Origin of the sequence: Mycobacteroides sp. H001, from assembly GCF_001440005.1 — a bacterium.
Classification (GTDB): Bacteria; Actinomycetota; Actinomycetes; order Mycobacteriales; family Mycobacteriaceae; genus Mycobacterium; species Mycobacterium gwanakae.
Genome location: NZ_LJYH01000032.1, coordinates 17,804 through 33,783 on the forward strand (window position 1 = coordinate 17,804; position 15,980 = coordinate 33,783).

Consider the following 15,980-nt stretch of genomic DNA (forward strand, 5'->3'; position numbering starts at 1 on the left):
CGCTACGGCCTGCTCAGCTGCAGGCAGTCGGGCACGTTGAATACCCGCTGCATCCGCAGTTCCTTGGCGGGCAGCTGGGTACGCACTTCGGCGGTGCGGACCACGCGTGGGTCGGTAAGGCGCAGAGTTTCCCCGGCCCGGACCAGTTCGGCCCCGCCCCGTGCGATGACATTGCGAACCCAGTCGGCGTTCGCGCCGTACGGCAAGAGAATGAGCACGGTGTTCTCGTGCGTGTCGAAGGCCTCGACGGGGGTCTCGTAGGCACGTCCGCTGTTCCTGCCGGTGTGGTGGATGACTGCTGTTGATGTGGATGCGGTACCGGCGGTTGTCATCACTCTGGGGTTGGTCACGGCGCGATTGAACCGGCGGACCGCGTTGAGTATCGCGGGGATCTGCATCCGGATACCGACTACAAGCAGTGCGAATAGGGCGAGCGGAACTGCGGCGACGATGAGGATGAGCGCGATGAGCACGCGTTCAGGCTACTGAGATGCGATCGGGAGTGTGACCAGGATCTCTGGACGTGCGTGCCACTTTCTTCGGAATTCTTTTTAGGCTTGCCTTACCTAATCGATGTCCGAATCAAAGGGGATGGCATGAGGAAGATCCGAGTCGCGGTTATCGGCGCAGGTCCGGCCGGTATCTACGCCGCCGATATCCTCACCAAGGAGTACGAGCAGGCGCAGGTCGATGTGTTCGATCGACTGCCCGCGCCCTATGGCTTGGTGCGTTACGGCGTGGCTCCCGATCATCCCCGCATCAAGGAGATCATCAAGGCGCTGCGCCGGGTGCTCTCGCGCGACGAGATCCGGTTCATCGGCAATGTCCACTACGGCACCGACATCAAGCTCTCGGATCTGCGGCGCTTCTACGACGCGGTGATCTTCTCGACCGGCGCGCGCGCCGACCGTGACCTCGACATCCCCGGTATCGACCTTCCGGAAAGCTATGGCGCCGCCGACTTCGTCTCCTGGTACGACGGTCACCCCGATGTACCGCGGGACTGGCCGCTGACGGCCAAGAGCGTCGCGGTGCTGGGAGCCGGGAATGTGGCCCTGGATATCGCGCGCATGCTGGCCAAGCCTGCCGACGAACAGCTCAGCACCGAGATCCCCGACAACGTCTATCAGGGCCTGGCGCTCAACCAGGCCACCGACGTACACGTCTTCGCGCGGCGCGGTCCGGCGCAGATCAAGTTCAGCCCCATGGAGTTTCGCGAGCTGTCCCACTCGCCGAGTGTGGATGTCATCGTGCACCCAGAGGGATTTGAGATCGACGAGGGCAGCCAGCAAGCTATCAATTCCAGTAAGGCCACCAAGCTCGTCGTCGACACCATGATGAAGTACCTGGACACCGAGCCCACCGGCGCGCCGCATCGCATCCACATCCACCTGTGCCAGTCGCCGGCGGCCGTGCTGGGGATAGATCGGGTCGAAGCCCTGCGCACCGAGCGCACCGAGCTCATCGGCGACGGAACTGTCAGGGGAACAGGCGAATACACCGACTGGCCGGTGCAGGCGGTCTACCGCGCGGTCGGCTACATCTCCTCGCACCTGGCGGATCTGCCGTTCGACCACCACGCCGGGGTTGTCCCGCACGACGCCGGGCGGGTGCTCGATATCGACGGAATCCCGGTCGAATCGACCTACGTCACGGGCTGGGTCAAGCGCGGGCCCGTGGGATTGATCGGACACACCAAATCCGATGCAGCCGAGACGATTTCCAGCCTGCTTGCAGACCTCCCGGGTATTCAACCCGCCGAAATCTCCGACCCCGATGCGGTTTTCGCGCATCTACGGGGAAGCGGGATTGACTACACCACGTGGGAGGAGTGGGAACGGCTCGATGCTCACGAGGTAGCCCTCGGCGAGGAGCAGGGCCGCGAACGCATCAAAGTGGTACCGCGCGAGGAGATGATCAGCGCCGGTCGCCAGGCCTCTTAGCGCGAAGACATAAAGGCCCCCGTCGCTGCGAGCGCGGGGGTCTTTATGTGGTGCGGCGGAGTCAGACCTTCTTGGCGGTCCCCGCCACCTTGTCGAACTCCCAGTACGCACGCAACACGACGAGCTTGCCCTCGTCATTGGCCTCGTAGGTGAACACACCCTCGGCCGTCATCTGGTAACCGTTCATCGTGGTGACGATCCGGCCCACGTTGGCCTGATGTGTGCCGCAGTCGTAGGTGGCGTCGAAGATGAAATCCAGGTTCTCGGTGGGCGCGATGATGTTGTCCCAGAAAGCCGCAATGGCCTGCTTGCCGCGATGCCCCTTGCCCTCGGGATCGAACGGCGACGGACCCACCGGATCCTGCACTACGCCGTCGTCGGCGAAGTTGTCGACCCAGGCCTGCTTGTCGCGGGCTTCGACGGCTGCGCGGGAACGCTTGCCCGCTTCATCTGCGAGGCTCATGCCTTACTCCCATTCCCTGCGGGCTTTTCGCTTCCCACGACCCACATCGAGTAGTACTGCGAACCGCCGCCATACGCGTGGCCCAGCGCCTTCTTGGCGTCCGGTACCTGATGATCGCCGGCCTTACCCATCACCTGGATGGCGGCCTCCGCGAACCGGATGAGGCCCGAGGCCCCAATCGGATTCGAGGAGAGCACGCCGCCGGAGGCGTTGACGGGGATCCGGCCACCAATGGCGGTCTCGCCGGCCTGTGTCAGTTTCCAGCCCTCACCCTCGGCCGCGAATCCCAGGTTCTCCAGCCACATCGGCTCGAACCACGAGAACGGCACGTAGATCTCTGCGGCGTCGATTTCGTCGATCGGGCTGGCGATTCCCGCGTCACGCCACAATGCCGCCGCGGCGTCGCGTCCTGCCTGCGGATTCACCCGGTCGCGCCCGGTGTAGTCGAGCGGCTCGGTGCGCAGCGCGGTGGCATGCACCCACGCGACCGTATGGCCGTCGGCGATACGGCGATCGGCGGTTTCTTCGTCTCCCACCACGATTGCGCATGCGCCGTCCGAGGACGGGCAGGTCTCGTCGAAGCGGATCGGGTCCCACAACATCGGAGAGGCCATCACCTTCTCGACGGTGATATCCGGCTGGTGAAGGTGCGCCAGTGGGTTCTTCGCCGCGTTGAGCCGGTCCTTGACCGCGACGATCGCTCCGGTGTCCAGCGGAGCCTTGGAGCGTTCGATGTATGCGCGCACATGTGGGGCGAAGTAGCCGCCCGCACCCGCGCCCACGGGCACCGAGAAGGGCACCGGAATCGACAACGCCCACATGGCATTCGACTCCGATTGCTTCTCCCAGGCCAGTGCCAGCACACGGCGGTACTTGCCCGACTGCACCAGGCTGGCCGCGACCACGCCGGTGGAGCCGCCGACCGAACCGGCGGTGTGTACCCGGATCATGGGCTTTCCGGTCGCGCCGATCGCGTCCGCCATGAAGAGCTCGGGCATCATGACGCCCTCGAAGAAGTCGGGGGCCTTACCCACGACGACGGCGTCGATATCGTCCCAGCCGACACCCGCATCGGTCATTGCCCGGTCAATCGCTTCGCGGACAAGGCCATTCATGGAGACGTCCTGGCGCTTGGCCACGTACTTGGTCTGCCCGGTGCCGATCACAGCAGCGAGGTTTTTTGATGCACCCACGATTACTTACCCTCCAGCACCGCGACGAGGTTCTGCTGAAGTACGGGCCCGCTGGTCGCGTGGGCCAGCACCCTTCCTGCCGAACCATTCCAGATATGTTGTGCGGCAAAGCCGATCCGCTCCAGCCCGGCCGAGAACATTGGGTTGGCTACCAGGGTGCCGCCCGAGGGGTTGACGGTCGTGGAGTCCTTGAGGCCAATGGCTTCGGCGAGGATCAGCTGCTGATGGCTGAACGGTGCGTACAACTCGGCCACCTCGATGGAGCCGGGGTCGCCGCCGGTCGCGGCGGCCGCGGAGGCAGCCGTGGACGGCGAGGTGGTCAGATCTCGGGCACCGAGTATCGGCGTCTCGATCCGATGTTCGAATCCGGTAATCCACGCCGGGTTTTCGCGTAGCTCGCGGGCGCGGTCACCAGAGGCCAGCACCATGATCGAGGCGCCATCGGATATCGGGGCGATGTCGTGCTTGTGCAGGGGATCGGCGAAGTACTCGCGCGCCAGCAGCTCGTCGACGCTCGAGGCCGGGGCCTCGGAATCCACGCGCTGGGCGCGGCCGAGGGCGTCGAGGGCAACCTGTGCCATCTGCTCCTTGGTCCACTTCCCCGAATCCAGGCCGATCCGCGCCTGCAGCGCCGCCAACGACACCGAATCGGGCCATAGCGGGGCGACGGTATACGGATCGGTCTGCAGGGCAAGGGCTCTGCGTAGGGTGCCGGCGGAGGACTTCCCGAATCCGTAGACGAGTGCGGTCTCCACCTGCCCGGTGAGGATCTTGATGTAGGCCTCGTACAGCGCCCACGCCGCGTCCATCTCCACATGAGACTCGTTGATGGGCGGCACCGCACCGATCGAGTCGATCGCCGAGATGAACGAGAAGGCACGACCGGCCAGGTAATCGGATGATCCCGAGCACCAGAAGCCGATATCGGACTTGGTGATTCCGAGGTCGGCGTAGATCTCCCGGAAACAGGGCACCAGCATCTCGACACCGTTGGTGGTGCCCTCGGTGCTGCGTACGTGAGGGGAGTGGGCGAAGCCCACAACTGCTACTGCGGGGGCAGCGGAACTCATCAGATCCGGTCCTTGTAGGTCTCGTAGTCGGCGTCGGGCTCACCGGTGGGGCGGAAGTACTGGATGTTGTCGATCCCGTATCCCCACTCCTCCTTGGGCTTCCACACGGCCTCGACTCGCATACCCATGCGGACATCCGCCGGATCGATGTCGTAGACGAGGTGCAGGAACGGAATATCGGCACCGTCGAGCAACACATATGCGGCCACATACGGCGGCTTGATGCGCTGCCCGGGGAAGGGGATGTTGATGATCGCGAAGGTGGTGACGACGCCCTTGTCGGCCACTTCCACCAGGTCCGAGGTGGGCTCACCGGTCAGCGGATCGGCCCCACGCGCCGGGAAGTACACGCGTCCACCGGCGCCGGTGCGGCCGCCGAGCAGCTTGCCCTCGGCCAGCGCGCGCAGATAGGCGCTCTCCTCCGGTGAGGTGATGTGCTGAACTTCCAGCCGGATGGGGGTGACCTGCATGGTCACCGGCTCCTGATCCGGTGCAGGCGCGGGCACGTCGACCGGACGGTCTCCGAGCGCGAAGTAGGCGATGTCGGTGATCGCGCCGACGGTCTCATCGGCCCATACCGCGTGCACGCGGGCACCGGTCTCGATACCGGCAGAGCCCGCATCCCCTGCGTCGACGGCGTGCAGCAGCGCGGTGTCGGCACCGTCGAGCTTGATGAGTGCCCAGGCGAACGGTTTGGCCAGCGGCTGGCCCTCGAGCGGCTCGGGCTGCCAGGACCACGACTGGACCGTGCCGACACTCGACACCGGCACCACCTCGGTCAGGGGTGCGTAGGTCACCGGGTCGTACTCGGCCGCCGGTACGTGAACCCGGCCGTCGCTGCCGCGGGTGCCGACGATCTGCCGATCGCGCAGGGCGGTGAAGAACTTGGAGAGGGTCGGTCCCACCGAACGGGTGTAATCAAAAGACAGTTCGAGGGGTGCCGTCAGGAGGGGCAATTGCCCGGTTGTGCTGCTTTGGCTGACTGTCACACCTCCGAGTAGAACAAGTTCTAGTTTTTTTCGCAAGGGTGGTGGTCGCGGCATATCCCGCCGGTTACAGTCGGGCCATGAAATTCGGATTGCAGCTGGGGTACTGGTCGGCCTCCCCGCCGGAGAACGCGCCCGAACTGGTGGCCGCCGCCGAGGAGGGCGGATTCGACGCCGTCTTCACGGCTGAGGCCTGGGGTTCCGACGCGTACACCCCGCTGGCCTGGTGGGGATCGGACACCAGCCGAATCAGGTTGGGTACCTCGGTGATTCAGCTCTCGGCGCGAACACCCACGGCCTGTGCCATGGCGGCCCTGACGCTGGATCACCTCTCCGGTGGCCGCCATATCCTGGGGCTGGGCGTGTCCGGGCCGCAGGTGGTGGAGGGCTGGTACGGACAACCATTCCCCAAACCTCTGGCCCGCACCCGCGAGTACATCGACATCATCAGGCAGGTATTGGCGCGCGAGGCGCCCGTACGCAGCGACGGCCCGCACTATCCGCTGCCGCTGACCGGGGACAAGGCCACCGGGCTGGGCAAGCCGCTCAAGCCGATCGTGCACCCGCTGCGCGCCGATATCCCCATCTTCCTCGGGGCCGAGGGCCCGAAGAATGTGGCGTTGACCGCTGAGATCGCCGATGGCTGGCTGCCCATGTTCTATGCGCCGCGGCTCGCCGGCATGTACAACGAATGGCTCGACGAGGGCTTCTCGCGTCCCGGTGCCCGGCGCAGCCGCAAGGACTTCGAGATCGCCGCCACCGCGCAGGTGATCGTCACCGACGACCGCCGCTCGGTGCTCGACCAGCTGAAGCCGTTCTCCGCCTTGTATATCGGGGGCATGGGCGCAGTCGAACTCAACTTCCACGCGGAGGTGTATCGGCGCATGGGCTACGGCGAGGTGGTTGATGAGGTCACCGAGCTGTTCCGCACCAACCGCAAGGACAAGGCGGCCGAAGTGATTCCGGACGAGTTGGTGCTCGACACCACCATCGTCGGAACCGAGGCAGAGGTACGTGAGCAGATCAAGACCTGGGAGGCCGCGGGGGTCACCATGCTGGTGGTCGGTTGCCGCAGTGTCGCGCACGTCAAACAGCTGGCGGCGCTGACCTAAACCTCGCGGAAGTCGAGCATCGCGGTGACGGTGTCGACGGCCTCGTTCAGTGCGTGAAACCGCGTCTCCAATGTCGGTGCTGCCAGCACGGCGTGCCGATCGGCCTGACCCATCGGTACTCGAGATGCCAACGCGTACAGCCGTTTTTCGGCGCCGCTGGGTAGCCCGGTGGCGATGGACCACCGGCGGGGCAGGCGCACCTGTTGTGCGGTCGCGACCCGGCGCAGCAGGTTCTCGATACGTGCCTGCACCTCGTTGAGGGCGCTCAACGGCAGCACCCGCTCATCGAGTTCGTCGGGCCACGGTTCGGTCTCGGCACGCGGATACGGATCGTCGTCGAGCCACCGGTTGATGCGGATTCGATGCGCGCCCTCACAACGCAACGCGAAGCGCTCCGCGCCGAGGGACTCGCAGTCCAGGACGCGGACCGCGGTGCCGACGTCGTGGCGGACGTCTCCGCCACCCACCTCTCTGCCGCGGGCGATCAGAACGGTGCCGAAGGTACGGTCGGCGGCCATCACGTCCCGGACCAAGGCGACGTAGCGCGGCTCGAAGATACGCAGCGGCAGGGGCTCACCCGGCAGCAGTACCGACTGCAGCGGGAACATGGGCGTCACGCCGCCCACACTATGTGGGCCGGTCTAGGTACCGGTGAAGTTGGGGGCGCGCTTCTCGGCGAAGGCGCGGGGGCCTTCCTTGGCGTCGTTACTGGTGAAGACCCCGATGCCGACCTTGGTGTCAGCCTTGAAGGCCTCGTTCTCGTGCAGGCCCTCAGAATCGCGGATGGTCTTGAGGACCGCTTGCACCGCCAGGGGTCCGTTCGCGGCGATCATGTTCGCGAGCTCCAGGGCCTTGTCCAGTGCCTGGCCGTCGGGGACGACGTGGCCGATGAGCCCGATTTCCTTGGCCTCCGGGGCCTTGAGGTGCCGGCCGGTGAGCAGGATGTCGCAGGCGACCGTGTACGGGATCTGGCGGGGGAGGCGCACGGCCGACCCGCCCATCGGGTACAGGCTCCACTTCACCTCGGAGACACCGAATTTGGCGCTCTCACCCGCGACACGGATATCGGTGGCCTGCAGGATTTCGGTGCCGCCGGCGATCGCGGGACCCTCGACGGCCGCGATCAGCGGCTTGGTCAGGCGCCGGCCCTTGAGCAGACCGGGGATGACGGACGGGTCGTAGCTGCCGTCGGAGAACTGGTCGCCCGGGGCGCGCTTGTTCATCGCCTTGAGGTCCGCTCCGGCGCAGAAGTACCCGCCTGCGCCGGTCAGGATGCAGACGCGAACGTCGGGATCGTTGTCGACGCGGTCCCAGGCCTGCGTCATGATTTCCAGCATTTCCCCGGACAGGGCGTTGCGTGCGTGCGGACGATTCATCGTCACGATGAGGACGTGATCGCGGAGTTCCACCAGGGCGTGCGGGGCGTCCTGTTCGGTCACTGTGTCCGTCATGAGGCTCCTTCATTGGGCCGGGGCTTGTCTAAAAATGTAACACGTTCTAATTTATGGACATGGCCCTTAACATTGCCGACCTCATTGAGCATGCAATCGACACTATGCCCGATCGTGTTGCCATCATTTCCGGTGACCGAAAGCTGACGTACGCAGAGCTTGAGGAGCAGTCCAACCGGCTGGGGCACTATCTGCAGAGCCAGGGCGTGGGCCCCGGCGACAAGGTCGGCCTGTACTGCCGCAACGGCATCGAGATCGTCGTGGCGCTGACGGCCATCGTCAAGATCCGCGCGATCTCGGTCAACGTGAATTACCGATACGTCGAGGCCGAGCTGCACTACCTGTTCGAGAACTCCGATATGGCGGCCCTGGTGCATGAGCGCCGGTATGCGGACAAGGTCGCGAACGTCCTGCCGAGCACCCCGAACGTCAAGACCGCGATCGTGGTGGAAGATGGCGCGGACGGGTCGTTTGACTCGTACGGCGGCGTCGCGTTCGCAGATGCGCTGGCGCAGGGATCCCCGGAACGTGATTTCGCCGAGCGCAGCCCCGACGACATCTTCCTGATCTACACCGGCGGCACCACCGGCTTCCCCAAGGGTGTGATGTGGCGGCACGAGGACATCTACCGCTCGCTGTTCGGCGGGATCAACTACGTCACCGGCGAGTACATCGAGGGTGAGTGGGACCTGGCCAAGCAGGGAGCCGAGGCCGCTCCATTCATCGGTTTCCCGATCCCCCCGATGATCCACGGCGCCACCCAGGCCGCGACCTTCATGGCCCTGTTCCAGGGGCGCACCACGGTGCTCGCGCCCGAGTTCAACCCCGAAGAGGTGTGGGAACTCATCGAGAAGCACAAGATCAACATGCTGTTCTTCGCCGGCGACGCGATCGGGCGACCGCTGATCGACGCGTTGGATACCGAGGTGGGCCGCGCCCGCGATCTGTCCTCGCTGTGGGTGTTGGCCAGCAGTGCCGCACTGTTCTCGCAGACGGTCAAGGAGCGGTACCTGGAGCTGCTGCCCAACCGGGTGATCACCGATGCGATCGGCGCCTCCGAGACCGGTACCGGCGGGTTGTCCACCGTTACCAAGGGGCAGATGCATCCGGGTGGCCCAACCGTGAAGATCAGTTCCACCACAACGGTTCTCGACGAGGAAGGCAATCCGATCCAGCCCGGTTCCGGGGTGCGGGGTCTCATCGCCAAGAGTGGGCACATCCCGGTCGGATACTTCAAGGACGAGAAGAAGACCGCCGAGACGTTCAAGACGTTCAACGGTGTACGGTACGCGATCCCTGGTGACTGGGCGACCGTCGAAGCGGACGGCACCGTCACCATGCTGGGTCGTGGATCGGTGTCGATCAACACCGGCGGCGAGAAGGTGTTCCCTGAGGAAGTCGAGAGCGTCCTGAAGGGCCACCCCGCCGTGTTCGACGCGGTTGTCGTCGGTGTGCCCGACGAGAAGTGGGGTCAGCATGTGGGTGCTGTCGTCGCGGTGCGTCCCGGCGTGGAGCTCACTTTCGAAGACCTGGACACCCATGCGCGCAAGGAGATTGCCGGATACAAGGTGCCGCGCAGCGTCTGGATTGTGGACACCGTCAAGCGCAATCCTGCGGGCAAGGCCGACTACCGCTGGGCCAAAGAGGTCTCGGAAACCGAGAAGGTGGACCTCGTGAACACCAAGCACGTCAACACGGGAGCCTGAGCCATGCATACCGACCTTTGTGAGCGATTCGGAATCCGCTATCCGATATTCGGTTTCACGCCGTCGGAGAAGGTCGCCGCAGCCATCACCCGCGCGGGCGGGATGGGTGTGCTGGGGTGTGTCCGCTTCAACGATCCCGACGAGTTGGACGCCGTTCTGAATTGGATGGATGAGAACACCGACGGCAAGCCCTACGGTGTCGACATCGTGATGCCGGCCAAGGTGCCCACCGAGGGCACCGCGGTAGACATCGACAAACTGATTCCGCAGGGGCACAAGGATTTCGTCGAAAAGACTCTTGCCGACCTGGGCGTACCCCCACTGCCGGGCGAACGTGAGTCGGCGGGGGTGCTGGGCTGGCTGCATTCGGTGGCCCGCTCACATGTGGAGGTCGCGCTCAAGCATCCGATCAAGCTGATCGCCAATGCGCTCGGCTCCCCGCCCAAGGATGTGATCGACCAGGCACACGAGCACGGCGTGCCGGTCGCCGCGCTGGCGGGTAAGGCCGAACACGCCAAACGGCATGTCGAGAACGGTGTCGATATCGTTGTGGCCCAAGGCTATGAGGCCGGTGGACATACTGGCGATGTGGCATCCATGGTGCTCTGGCCCGAGATCGTGGATGCCCTCGACGGCAGCGCCCCGGTGCTGGCGGCCGGCGGTATCGGTAGCGGCAGACAAGCCGCGGCAGCTCTGGCGCTCGGTGCCTCGGGTGTGTGGACCGGCTCCATCTGGCTGACCGCCGCCGAGTATGACCTTGGAACCGTCACCGCTGGTGGCGATTCCGTGGTGCAGCAGGCGCTGTTGAAGGCGACCTCCAGCGACACCGTGCGCACCCGTATCTACACCGGAAAGCCCGCGCGACTGCTGAAGACCAAGTGGACTCAGGCCTGGGATGCCGAGGGTGCACCCACGCCGCTGCCGATGCCGCTGCAGAACATTCTGGTCAGCGGGGCACACGAGCGGATGAATCGTGCGCATGACCCGGAGACTGTCTGCTTCCCCGCGGGGCAGATCGTCGGGCGGATGAACGAGATTCGGCCTACCGCCGAGATCGTGGCCGACCTGGTGGCCGGTTTCGAGAGCACTGTCGACAAGCTGAACCAGATCCGCGGCTAGCTCTACCCGCCGCTCTCCTGGCCGCCGAGTGTGCGGATAGTGTCGAATATCGGCGAGATTTCGACCGGATCCGCACACTCGACTACGCGGCCAGTGCAGTGAATGCTTCAGCGACCCTGGAGACGATCGTTCCCGCACGGTGGCGCACCATGTCGGAGCTCACGCGAACGATGCGCCATCCTTCGTCCGCCAATTCCTTCGCACGATCGATATCGCGGGAGCGTTGACCCGCGTCCGTCCAATGCTGGGCGCCGTCGAACTCGATACCCACTTTATGGTCCTTCCACCCCATGTCGAGGCGCGCGACGAAGTCGCCGAACCGGTTACGTACAACGAGTTGAGTCTGTGGAGCTGCGAAGCCTGCCCGCACCACGATGAGTCTGGTGCGTGTCTCCCAAGGTGACTCGGCGCCGCCGTCGACCAGGTCGAGGACATGCGCGAGCCTTGTCAGGCCTCTGGCACCTCGGTGATGTGCCATCACGGTTTCGATATCGGCGACGGATGTTCCGGTGGCATTCATCAAGGCGTCGAGACGTTCCACTGCCAGGTCGATCGCGTTGCGTCGTCCGATGTCGAACGCGGTGCGTGCGGGTGTGGTCACGGGTAGTCCGTCGATGACCGTCTGCTCGTCGCGGAGCAGACGGTCGCTCCATACCAAGATCCCCCACGGAGCACGACGATTGGTGTGGATGAGTTCGACGGGATCGTTCTGTGGCAGCCACTTTGTGCCATGGATGGCCGCCGCTGATGTACCGGCGAGCACGCCATGGCGCCTCGACCATAGCCATGCCGCTTCGGCTCGCTTGCGCGGTGTGACTTCGGCGCCCGCCGGCACATATATGGCGGGGTACAGCGCGGTGAATCCGCGGAGGGCGTACCCAGTGACCAGATGATTCGCGAGCGCCTCATCCCTGATGAACGGCCACGGTACGTCCCCCATGATGGCAGCCTTGCACCGACCACCGACGGTCTCTCGAGTGTGCGGATAGTGTCGAATACTGGCGAGATTTCGACCGGATCCGCACACTGGGCGTCAGGGCTGAATGTAGGTGCTCCCTGAGAGCCGCCACAGTGGGTCGCTGGTTTCCAACGCCTCGGCTGATAGCTGCCGCTTGATCACCTTGAATGTCGCGGTACGCGGGAGATCCGCGCTTATGCGGACGAATGACGGCCACTGTTTGGGCCCGAGATCCTCTTGCGCGGAGAGGAACTCGCCCAGCTTCGATGCCTCGAACCCGTTGCGTACGATCAGGGCCGCCATGACACGGTCTCCGACGGTGGGATCCGGAATGCCATAGATGGCAACCTCGGTGATATCCGGATGGCGCAGTAGCACGCGCTCGATGGGGGCGGTGCCCAGGTTCTCGCCGTCGACGCGCAGCCAATCGCCCAGGCGACCGGCGAAGTACACGAACCCGCTTTCGTCGGCATAGGCGAGGTCGCCGCTGCGGTACTTACCCTCGACCATGCGCTCGGCATCGGCCTCTGCGTTCTTGTAATAGCCGGTGAACCGTCCGGGGCCGGTCACATTCACCAGCTCGCCGGTGGCCTCCTCGGCATTGACCACCTTGCCGCTCTGGTCGAAAACCGCAGGGGGGCAAGGCTGTCCTGTCTGGACATTCAGAATCTGAACGTCGGGAGTCAGGGGGCCTATCGCACCTGGCGGCGTCCCCGGCGCCCAGCCCAGCGCCACCCCGCCCTCGGTCGACCCGAATCCGTCCACCACAAAGGCGCCGAACCGCTTGGCGAATCGGTCGGTATCGCCGGCTGCCGCCTCGTTGCCGTACATGAACTTCAAGGGGTTCTCGGCGTCATCGGGCTGTTCCGGTGTCGCCAGCACGTATGACATCGGCTTGCCGACATAGTTGGCATAGGTTGCCCCGTATGTGCGGATGTCGTCGAGGAAGCCCGAGGCGGAGAACCTGCGGCGCAACGCAATCGACGCACCGGCGGCGACGGCCACCGACCAGCCCGCGAGCACCGCATTGGAATGGAACATCGGCATCGAGAGATAACAGACATCTGCGGGACCGAGACCAAAGCGCGAGGACAGCATGACCCCGGCCGAGGCCACCTTGGCATGTGTGATCTGGACGGCCTTGGGGTCTCCGCTGGTGCCCGAGGTGAAGATGAGCATGAACAGTTCATCCGGTCGCACATCAGCGATTTCGATCAGCGGATGTTGTGGGTCGACAACGGTTTCGGACTCGTCGGTGATGATGAACTGGCAGTCGGCGAGCTCGACATCACGCTGCAATGCCGATCCGCGCCGGGTCGAATTCAAGCCCACCAGTACCAGGCCACCTAATGCGGCCGCGCAGAGAAGGCGCGCGAACCCGGGGGTGTTCTCCAGGATCACACCGACATGCGGCGGCTTCGACGGGTCCAAGCGTGCGCGCAATACCGATGCCAGGCGGCGGCTTTCGGCCACATGTTCACGCCACGGCGTGAACGAACCCTCGAAATGCAGCCCCCGGTCCTCAACATCGGCCAGGTCCGCCAGCAGCTGCGTGACCGTTGCGCTCTCCGGCGTGCTCACGACCAGATACTAGGCAGGTGTGTCGGCGAGTTCGCGGCCGATGCGGCGCAGCTGCTCCGTCGCGCTGCCCGAGGCGAACTCGCCGTGCTTGGCGGCCAGGAAGTAGCGGTGCACCGGATGGTCCTCGTCGATACCCACGCCGCCGTGCACGTGGACCGCTGTGTGCGCGACGCGGTGGCCGGCATCGGAGGCCCAGAACTTCGCCGTGGCGACCTCGACATCGGCAGCGAGATCCTCCGAGACGCGCCATGCTGCCTGCCACAGGGTGAGGCGCAGACCCTTGACGTCGATGTACCCGTCGGCCAGCCGCTGAGCCACCGCCTGGAAGCCACCGATCGGCTTACCGAACTGCTCGCGGGTGCGCGCGTAGTCGGCGGTGAGCTCCAGCGCCCGCTCCAGCACGCCGAGTTGATAGGCGCTGTGCCCCAAAGATTCCCGCAGCCGCAGCCACACCACAACCTCGACGCCGCCGACCTTGCGGTCGGCCGGAACGGGAACCTCGGAGAGAATCAGCTCAGCGGAGCTGTCTTTGCCGGTGGTGTGCAATGTCTCTTGAGTGACACCCGCATCGTCGGCTGCCACGAGAAAGACCGCGACACCGTTTTCGGTCTCGGCGGGCACCAGGTACGCGTCGGCCTCGACTCCGAACGGCACCAGGACCCGATTGCCGGTCAGCACGTAACCGGCACCCTCAGCCCGGGCGGCGACGGGCCCCTCGCCCGGTTCGCCGTCGAGCGCGATGGTCAGCACCTTCTTACCCGCGACGGCCGGTGCGGCCCAATCATTCTGCAGTGCTTCGGAACCGAAGGCAGCGAGCGCACCCGCCGCCAGCACCACCGACTCCAGGTACGGAACCGCGGCGAGTTCGCGGCCCAGTTCGACCAGAATCGAGGACTGCTCGAGCACGCCGAAACCACCGCCGCCCAACGATTCGGGAGCCGCGGTCGACAGGATGTCGGCCTCGACGAGCTTGCTCCACAGCTGCCAGTCGAACCGGCTGTCCTGCCTGTCGAGCTCCTTCTGGCGCTCCGGGGTGCTGATCGCCGACGCGATGGTGCGGGTCAGACCGGCAAGGTCGGTCTGTGCCTCGGTCAGGGAGAAATCCATTGCAGTGCAGTCCCTTCTAGCGTGTTGCCGCAGGCTGGCCGAGTGCAGTCATCGCGATGATGTCGCGCTGAACCTCGTTGGTGCCGCCGCCGAATGTGAGGATCAAGCAGGCCCGGTGCATCCGCTCGACGCGTCCGCGCAGCTGCGCACCGGGGGAGTCCTGACGCAGTGTCGCCGCCGTCCCGAGTACCTCCATGAGAAGGCGGTAGGCCTCGGTGGCCAACTCGGTGCCGAAGACCTTCGTGGCAGAGGCATCGGCGGGGGAGGGAGCGGCATCGGTGGTGGAGGCCAGCTCCCAGTTGATCAGCTTGAGGTATTCGACCTTGGCATGCACGCGCGCCAGGTTCAGCTGAACCCATTCGGCGTCGATGATCCGGCCGCCGGGGCCCTTGGTGTTCTGTGCCCACTCGCGTACCTCGCGCAGTGCGGTGATGATCGGCGCCGAGGAGACCAGAGCCACCCGCTCGTGATTGAGCTGATTGGTCACCAGCTTCCAGCCTGCGTTCTCCTCACCGACTCGGCTCGTTACTGGGACACGCACATCCTGGTAATAGGTAGCGCTCGTGCCGGGCCCGGCCATGGTGCGGACCTTGGTGTACGAGAAGCCCTCCGCGGTGGTGGGCACGATGAGCATGGAGATACCGCGATGCTTCTTTACTTCTGTGTTGGTGCGCACCGCCAGCCAGATGTAGTCGGCGTACTCGATGAGGCTGGTCCACATCTTCTGGCCGTTGATGATGTAGTCATCGCCGTCGCGAACAGCCGAGGTGCGCAGTGAGGCGAGGTCGGTACCGGCGCCAGGCTCGGAGTATCCGATGGAGAAGTGCAGCTTGCCCGCCGCGATCTTCGGCAGGAAGAACTTCTTCTGCTCATCGGTGCCGAAGTGCATGATCGTCGGCGCGACGCTGTTGATGGTCAGGAACGGCACGGGGGCGCCGGCGATTGCGGCCTCGTCGGTGAAGATCAGCTGATCCATCACCGAGCGGTCCTGGCCGCCGAATTCCTTGGGCCAGCCCAGAGCGAGCCAGCCGTCGGCACCCATCTGTTCCACGGTCTCGCGGTAGACGTTGCCGCTGCCGTACTCACCCTGATTGGACGCCAAGGCCTCGCGCCGCTCCGGGGTCAGCAGTTTGTCGAAGTACGCGCGTAGCTCGCGGCGCAGCTCTTCCTGCTCGGGCGTGTAGGCGATATGCATGTGTGACCTCCGCTGCCGTGGCCCTCAGGTGTGACCCACGTTGACACAAGAGTTGTAACACGTTCTAGTCTAGGGAGTCCAGACGCGGCACCACGA

At 65.1% G+C, this 15,980-nt stretch carries 15 protein-coding genes; 4 read left to right on the plus strand and 11 right to left on the minus strand.

The genetic code is table 11. The annotated features are described in order from the left end of the window. Positions 1-2: 2 nt before the first annotated feature. Positions 3-473, minus strand: coding sequence for a nitroreductase family deazaflavin-dependent oxidoreductase (locus AOT83_RS14665; RefSeq protein WP_057964337.1), 471 nt, complete (start codon positions 471-473; stop codon positions 3-5). Positions 474-596: 123 nt separating this feature from the next. Here AOT83_RS14665 and AOT83_RS14670 point away from each other — a divergent pair, with 123 nt between their 5' ends. Beyond that, positions 597-1,943, plus strand: coding sequence for an FAD-dependent oxidoreductase (locus AOT83_RS14670; protein ID WP_030096315.1), 1,347 nt, complete (start codon positions 597-599; stop codon positions 1,941-1,943). 61 nt (positions 1,944-2,004) lie between these two features. Here the strand turns inward: AOT83_RS14670 and AOT83_RS14675 are convergent, their stop codons facing one another. The 4 genes from AOT83_RS14675 to AOT83_RS14690 are packed head-to-tail and all read right to left on the minus strand — an operon-like array spanning position 2,005 to position 5,658. Continuing rightward, complete coding sequence (locus AOT83_RS14675) at positions 2,005-2,406, minus strand: nuclear transport factor 2 family protein (protein ID WP_057964338.1); 402 nt, start codon at positions 2,404-2,406, stop codon at positions 2,005-2,007. Beyond that, positions 2,403-3,599, minus strand: coding sequence for a thiolase domain-containing protein (locus AOT83_RS14680; protein ID WP_109394559.1), 1,197 nt, complete (start codon positions 3,597-3,599; stop codon positions 2,403-2,405). Before AOT83_RS14680 ends, AOT83_RS14675 begins: the two co-directional genes overlap by 4 nt. A 2-nt stretch (positions 3,600-3,601) precedes the next feature. After that, on the minus strand, positions 3,602-4,669 hold the full coding sequence (locus tag AOT83_RS14685; RefSeq protein ID WP_057964340.1) for a thiolase domain-containing protein: 1,068 nt from the start codon (positions 4,667-4,669) through the stop codon (positions 3,602-3,604). Further along, entirely contained in the window at positions 4,669-5,658 is a 990-nt protein-coding gene (locus AOT83_RS14690; RefSeq protein WP_109394557.1) for an OB-fold nucleic acid binding domain-containing protein, read from the minus strand. Before AOT83_RS14690 ends, AOT83_RS14685 begins: the two co-directional genes overlap by 1 nt. A 77-nt stretch (positions 5,659-5,735) precedes the next feature. On the opposite strand from AOT83_RS14690, the gene AOT83_RS14695 reads away from it, so the two are divergent. Continuing rightward, positions 5,736-6,767, plus strand: coding sequence for an LLM class F420-dependent oxidoreductase (locus AOT83_RS14695; RefSeq protein ID WP_057964379.1), 1,032 nt, complete (start codon positions 5,736-5,738; stop codon positions 6,765-6,767). Here the strand turns inward: AOT83_RS14695 and AOT83_RS14700 are convergent. Both AOT83_RS14700 and AOT83_RS14705 read right to left on the minus strand, forming a co-directional pair. Continuing rightward, positions 6,764-7,393, minus strand: a complete 630-nt coding sequence (locus AOT83_RS14700) for an LON peptidase substrate-binding domain-containing protein (protein ID WP_078353962.1) — start codon at positions 7,391-7,393, stop codon at positions 6,764-6,766. The genes AOT83_RS14695 and AOT83_RS14700 overlap by 4 nt on opposite strands. A 15-nt stretch (positions 7,394-7,408) precedes the next feature. Beyond that, on the minus strand, positions 7,409-8,218 hold the full coding sequence (locus AOT83_RS14705; protein ID WP_030096322.1) for a crotonase/enoyl-CoA hydratase family protein: 810 nt from the start codon (positions 8,216-8,218) through the stop codon (positions 7,409-7,411). 53 nt (positions 8,219-8,271) lie between these two features. On the opposite strand from AOT83_RS14705, the gene AOT83_RS14710 reads away from it, so the two are divergent. Both AOT83_RS14710 and AOT83_RS14715 read left to right on the plus strand, forming a co-directional pair. Further along, positions 8,272-9,924: an acyl-CoA synthetase gene (locus tag AOT83_RS14710; protein WP_078284445.1), complete on the plus strand. Its 1,653-nt coding sequence runs from the start codon at positions 8,272-8,274 to the stop codon at positions 9,922-9,924. A gap of 3 nt (positions 9,925-9,927) precedes the next feature. After that, on the plus strand, positions 9,928-11,043 hold the full coding sequence (locus tag AOT83_RS14715) for a nitronate monooxygenase family protein (RefSeq protein ID WP_030096324.1): 1,116 nt from the start codon (positions 9,928-9,930) through the stop codon (positions 11,041-11,043). An 82-nt stretch (positions 11,044-11,125) separates the two neighbouring features. Here AOT83_RS14715 and AOT83_RS14720 read toward each other — a convergent pair whose 3' ends face one another. The 4 genes from AOT83_RS14720 to AOT83_RS14735 form a co-directional block, all read right to left on the minus strand. Then, positions 11,126-11,983, minus strand: a complete 858-nt coding sequence (locus AOT83_RS14720) for a DUF559 domain-containing protein (RefSeq protein ID WP_030096325.1) — start codon at positions 11,981-11,983, stop codon at positions 11,126-11,128. Between the two features lie 93 nt (positions 11,984-12,076). Continuing rightward, positions 12,077-13,582, minus strand: a complete 1,506-nt coding sequence (locus tag AOT83_RS14725) for a long-chain-fatty-acid--CoA ligase (protein ID WP_057964343.1) — start codon at positions 13,580-13,582, stop codon at positions 12,077-12,079. 9 nt (positions 13,583-13,591) lie between these two features. After that, the gene (locus tag AOT83_RS14730; protein WP_057964344.1) at positions 13,592-14,689 is read right to left on the minus strand and encodes an acyl-CoA dehydrogenase family protein; all 1,098 of its coding nucleotides are present in this window, start codon (positions 14,687-14,689) and stop codon (positions 13,592-13,594) included. Positions 14,690-14,705: 16 nt separating this feature from the next. Beyond that, complete coding sequence (locus AOT83_RS14735) at positions 14,706-15,884, minus strand: acyl-CoA dehydrogenase family protein (RefSeq protein WP_030096328.1); 1,179 nt, start codon at positions 15,882-15,884, stop codon at positions 14,706-14,708. Positions 15,885-15,980: the final 96 nt, after the last annotated feature.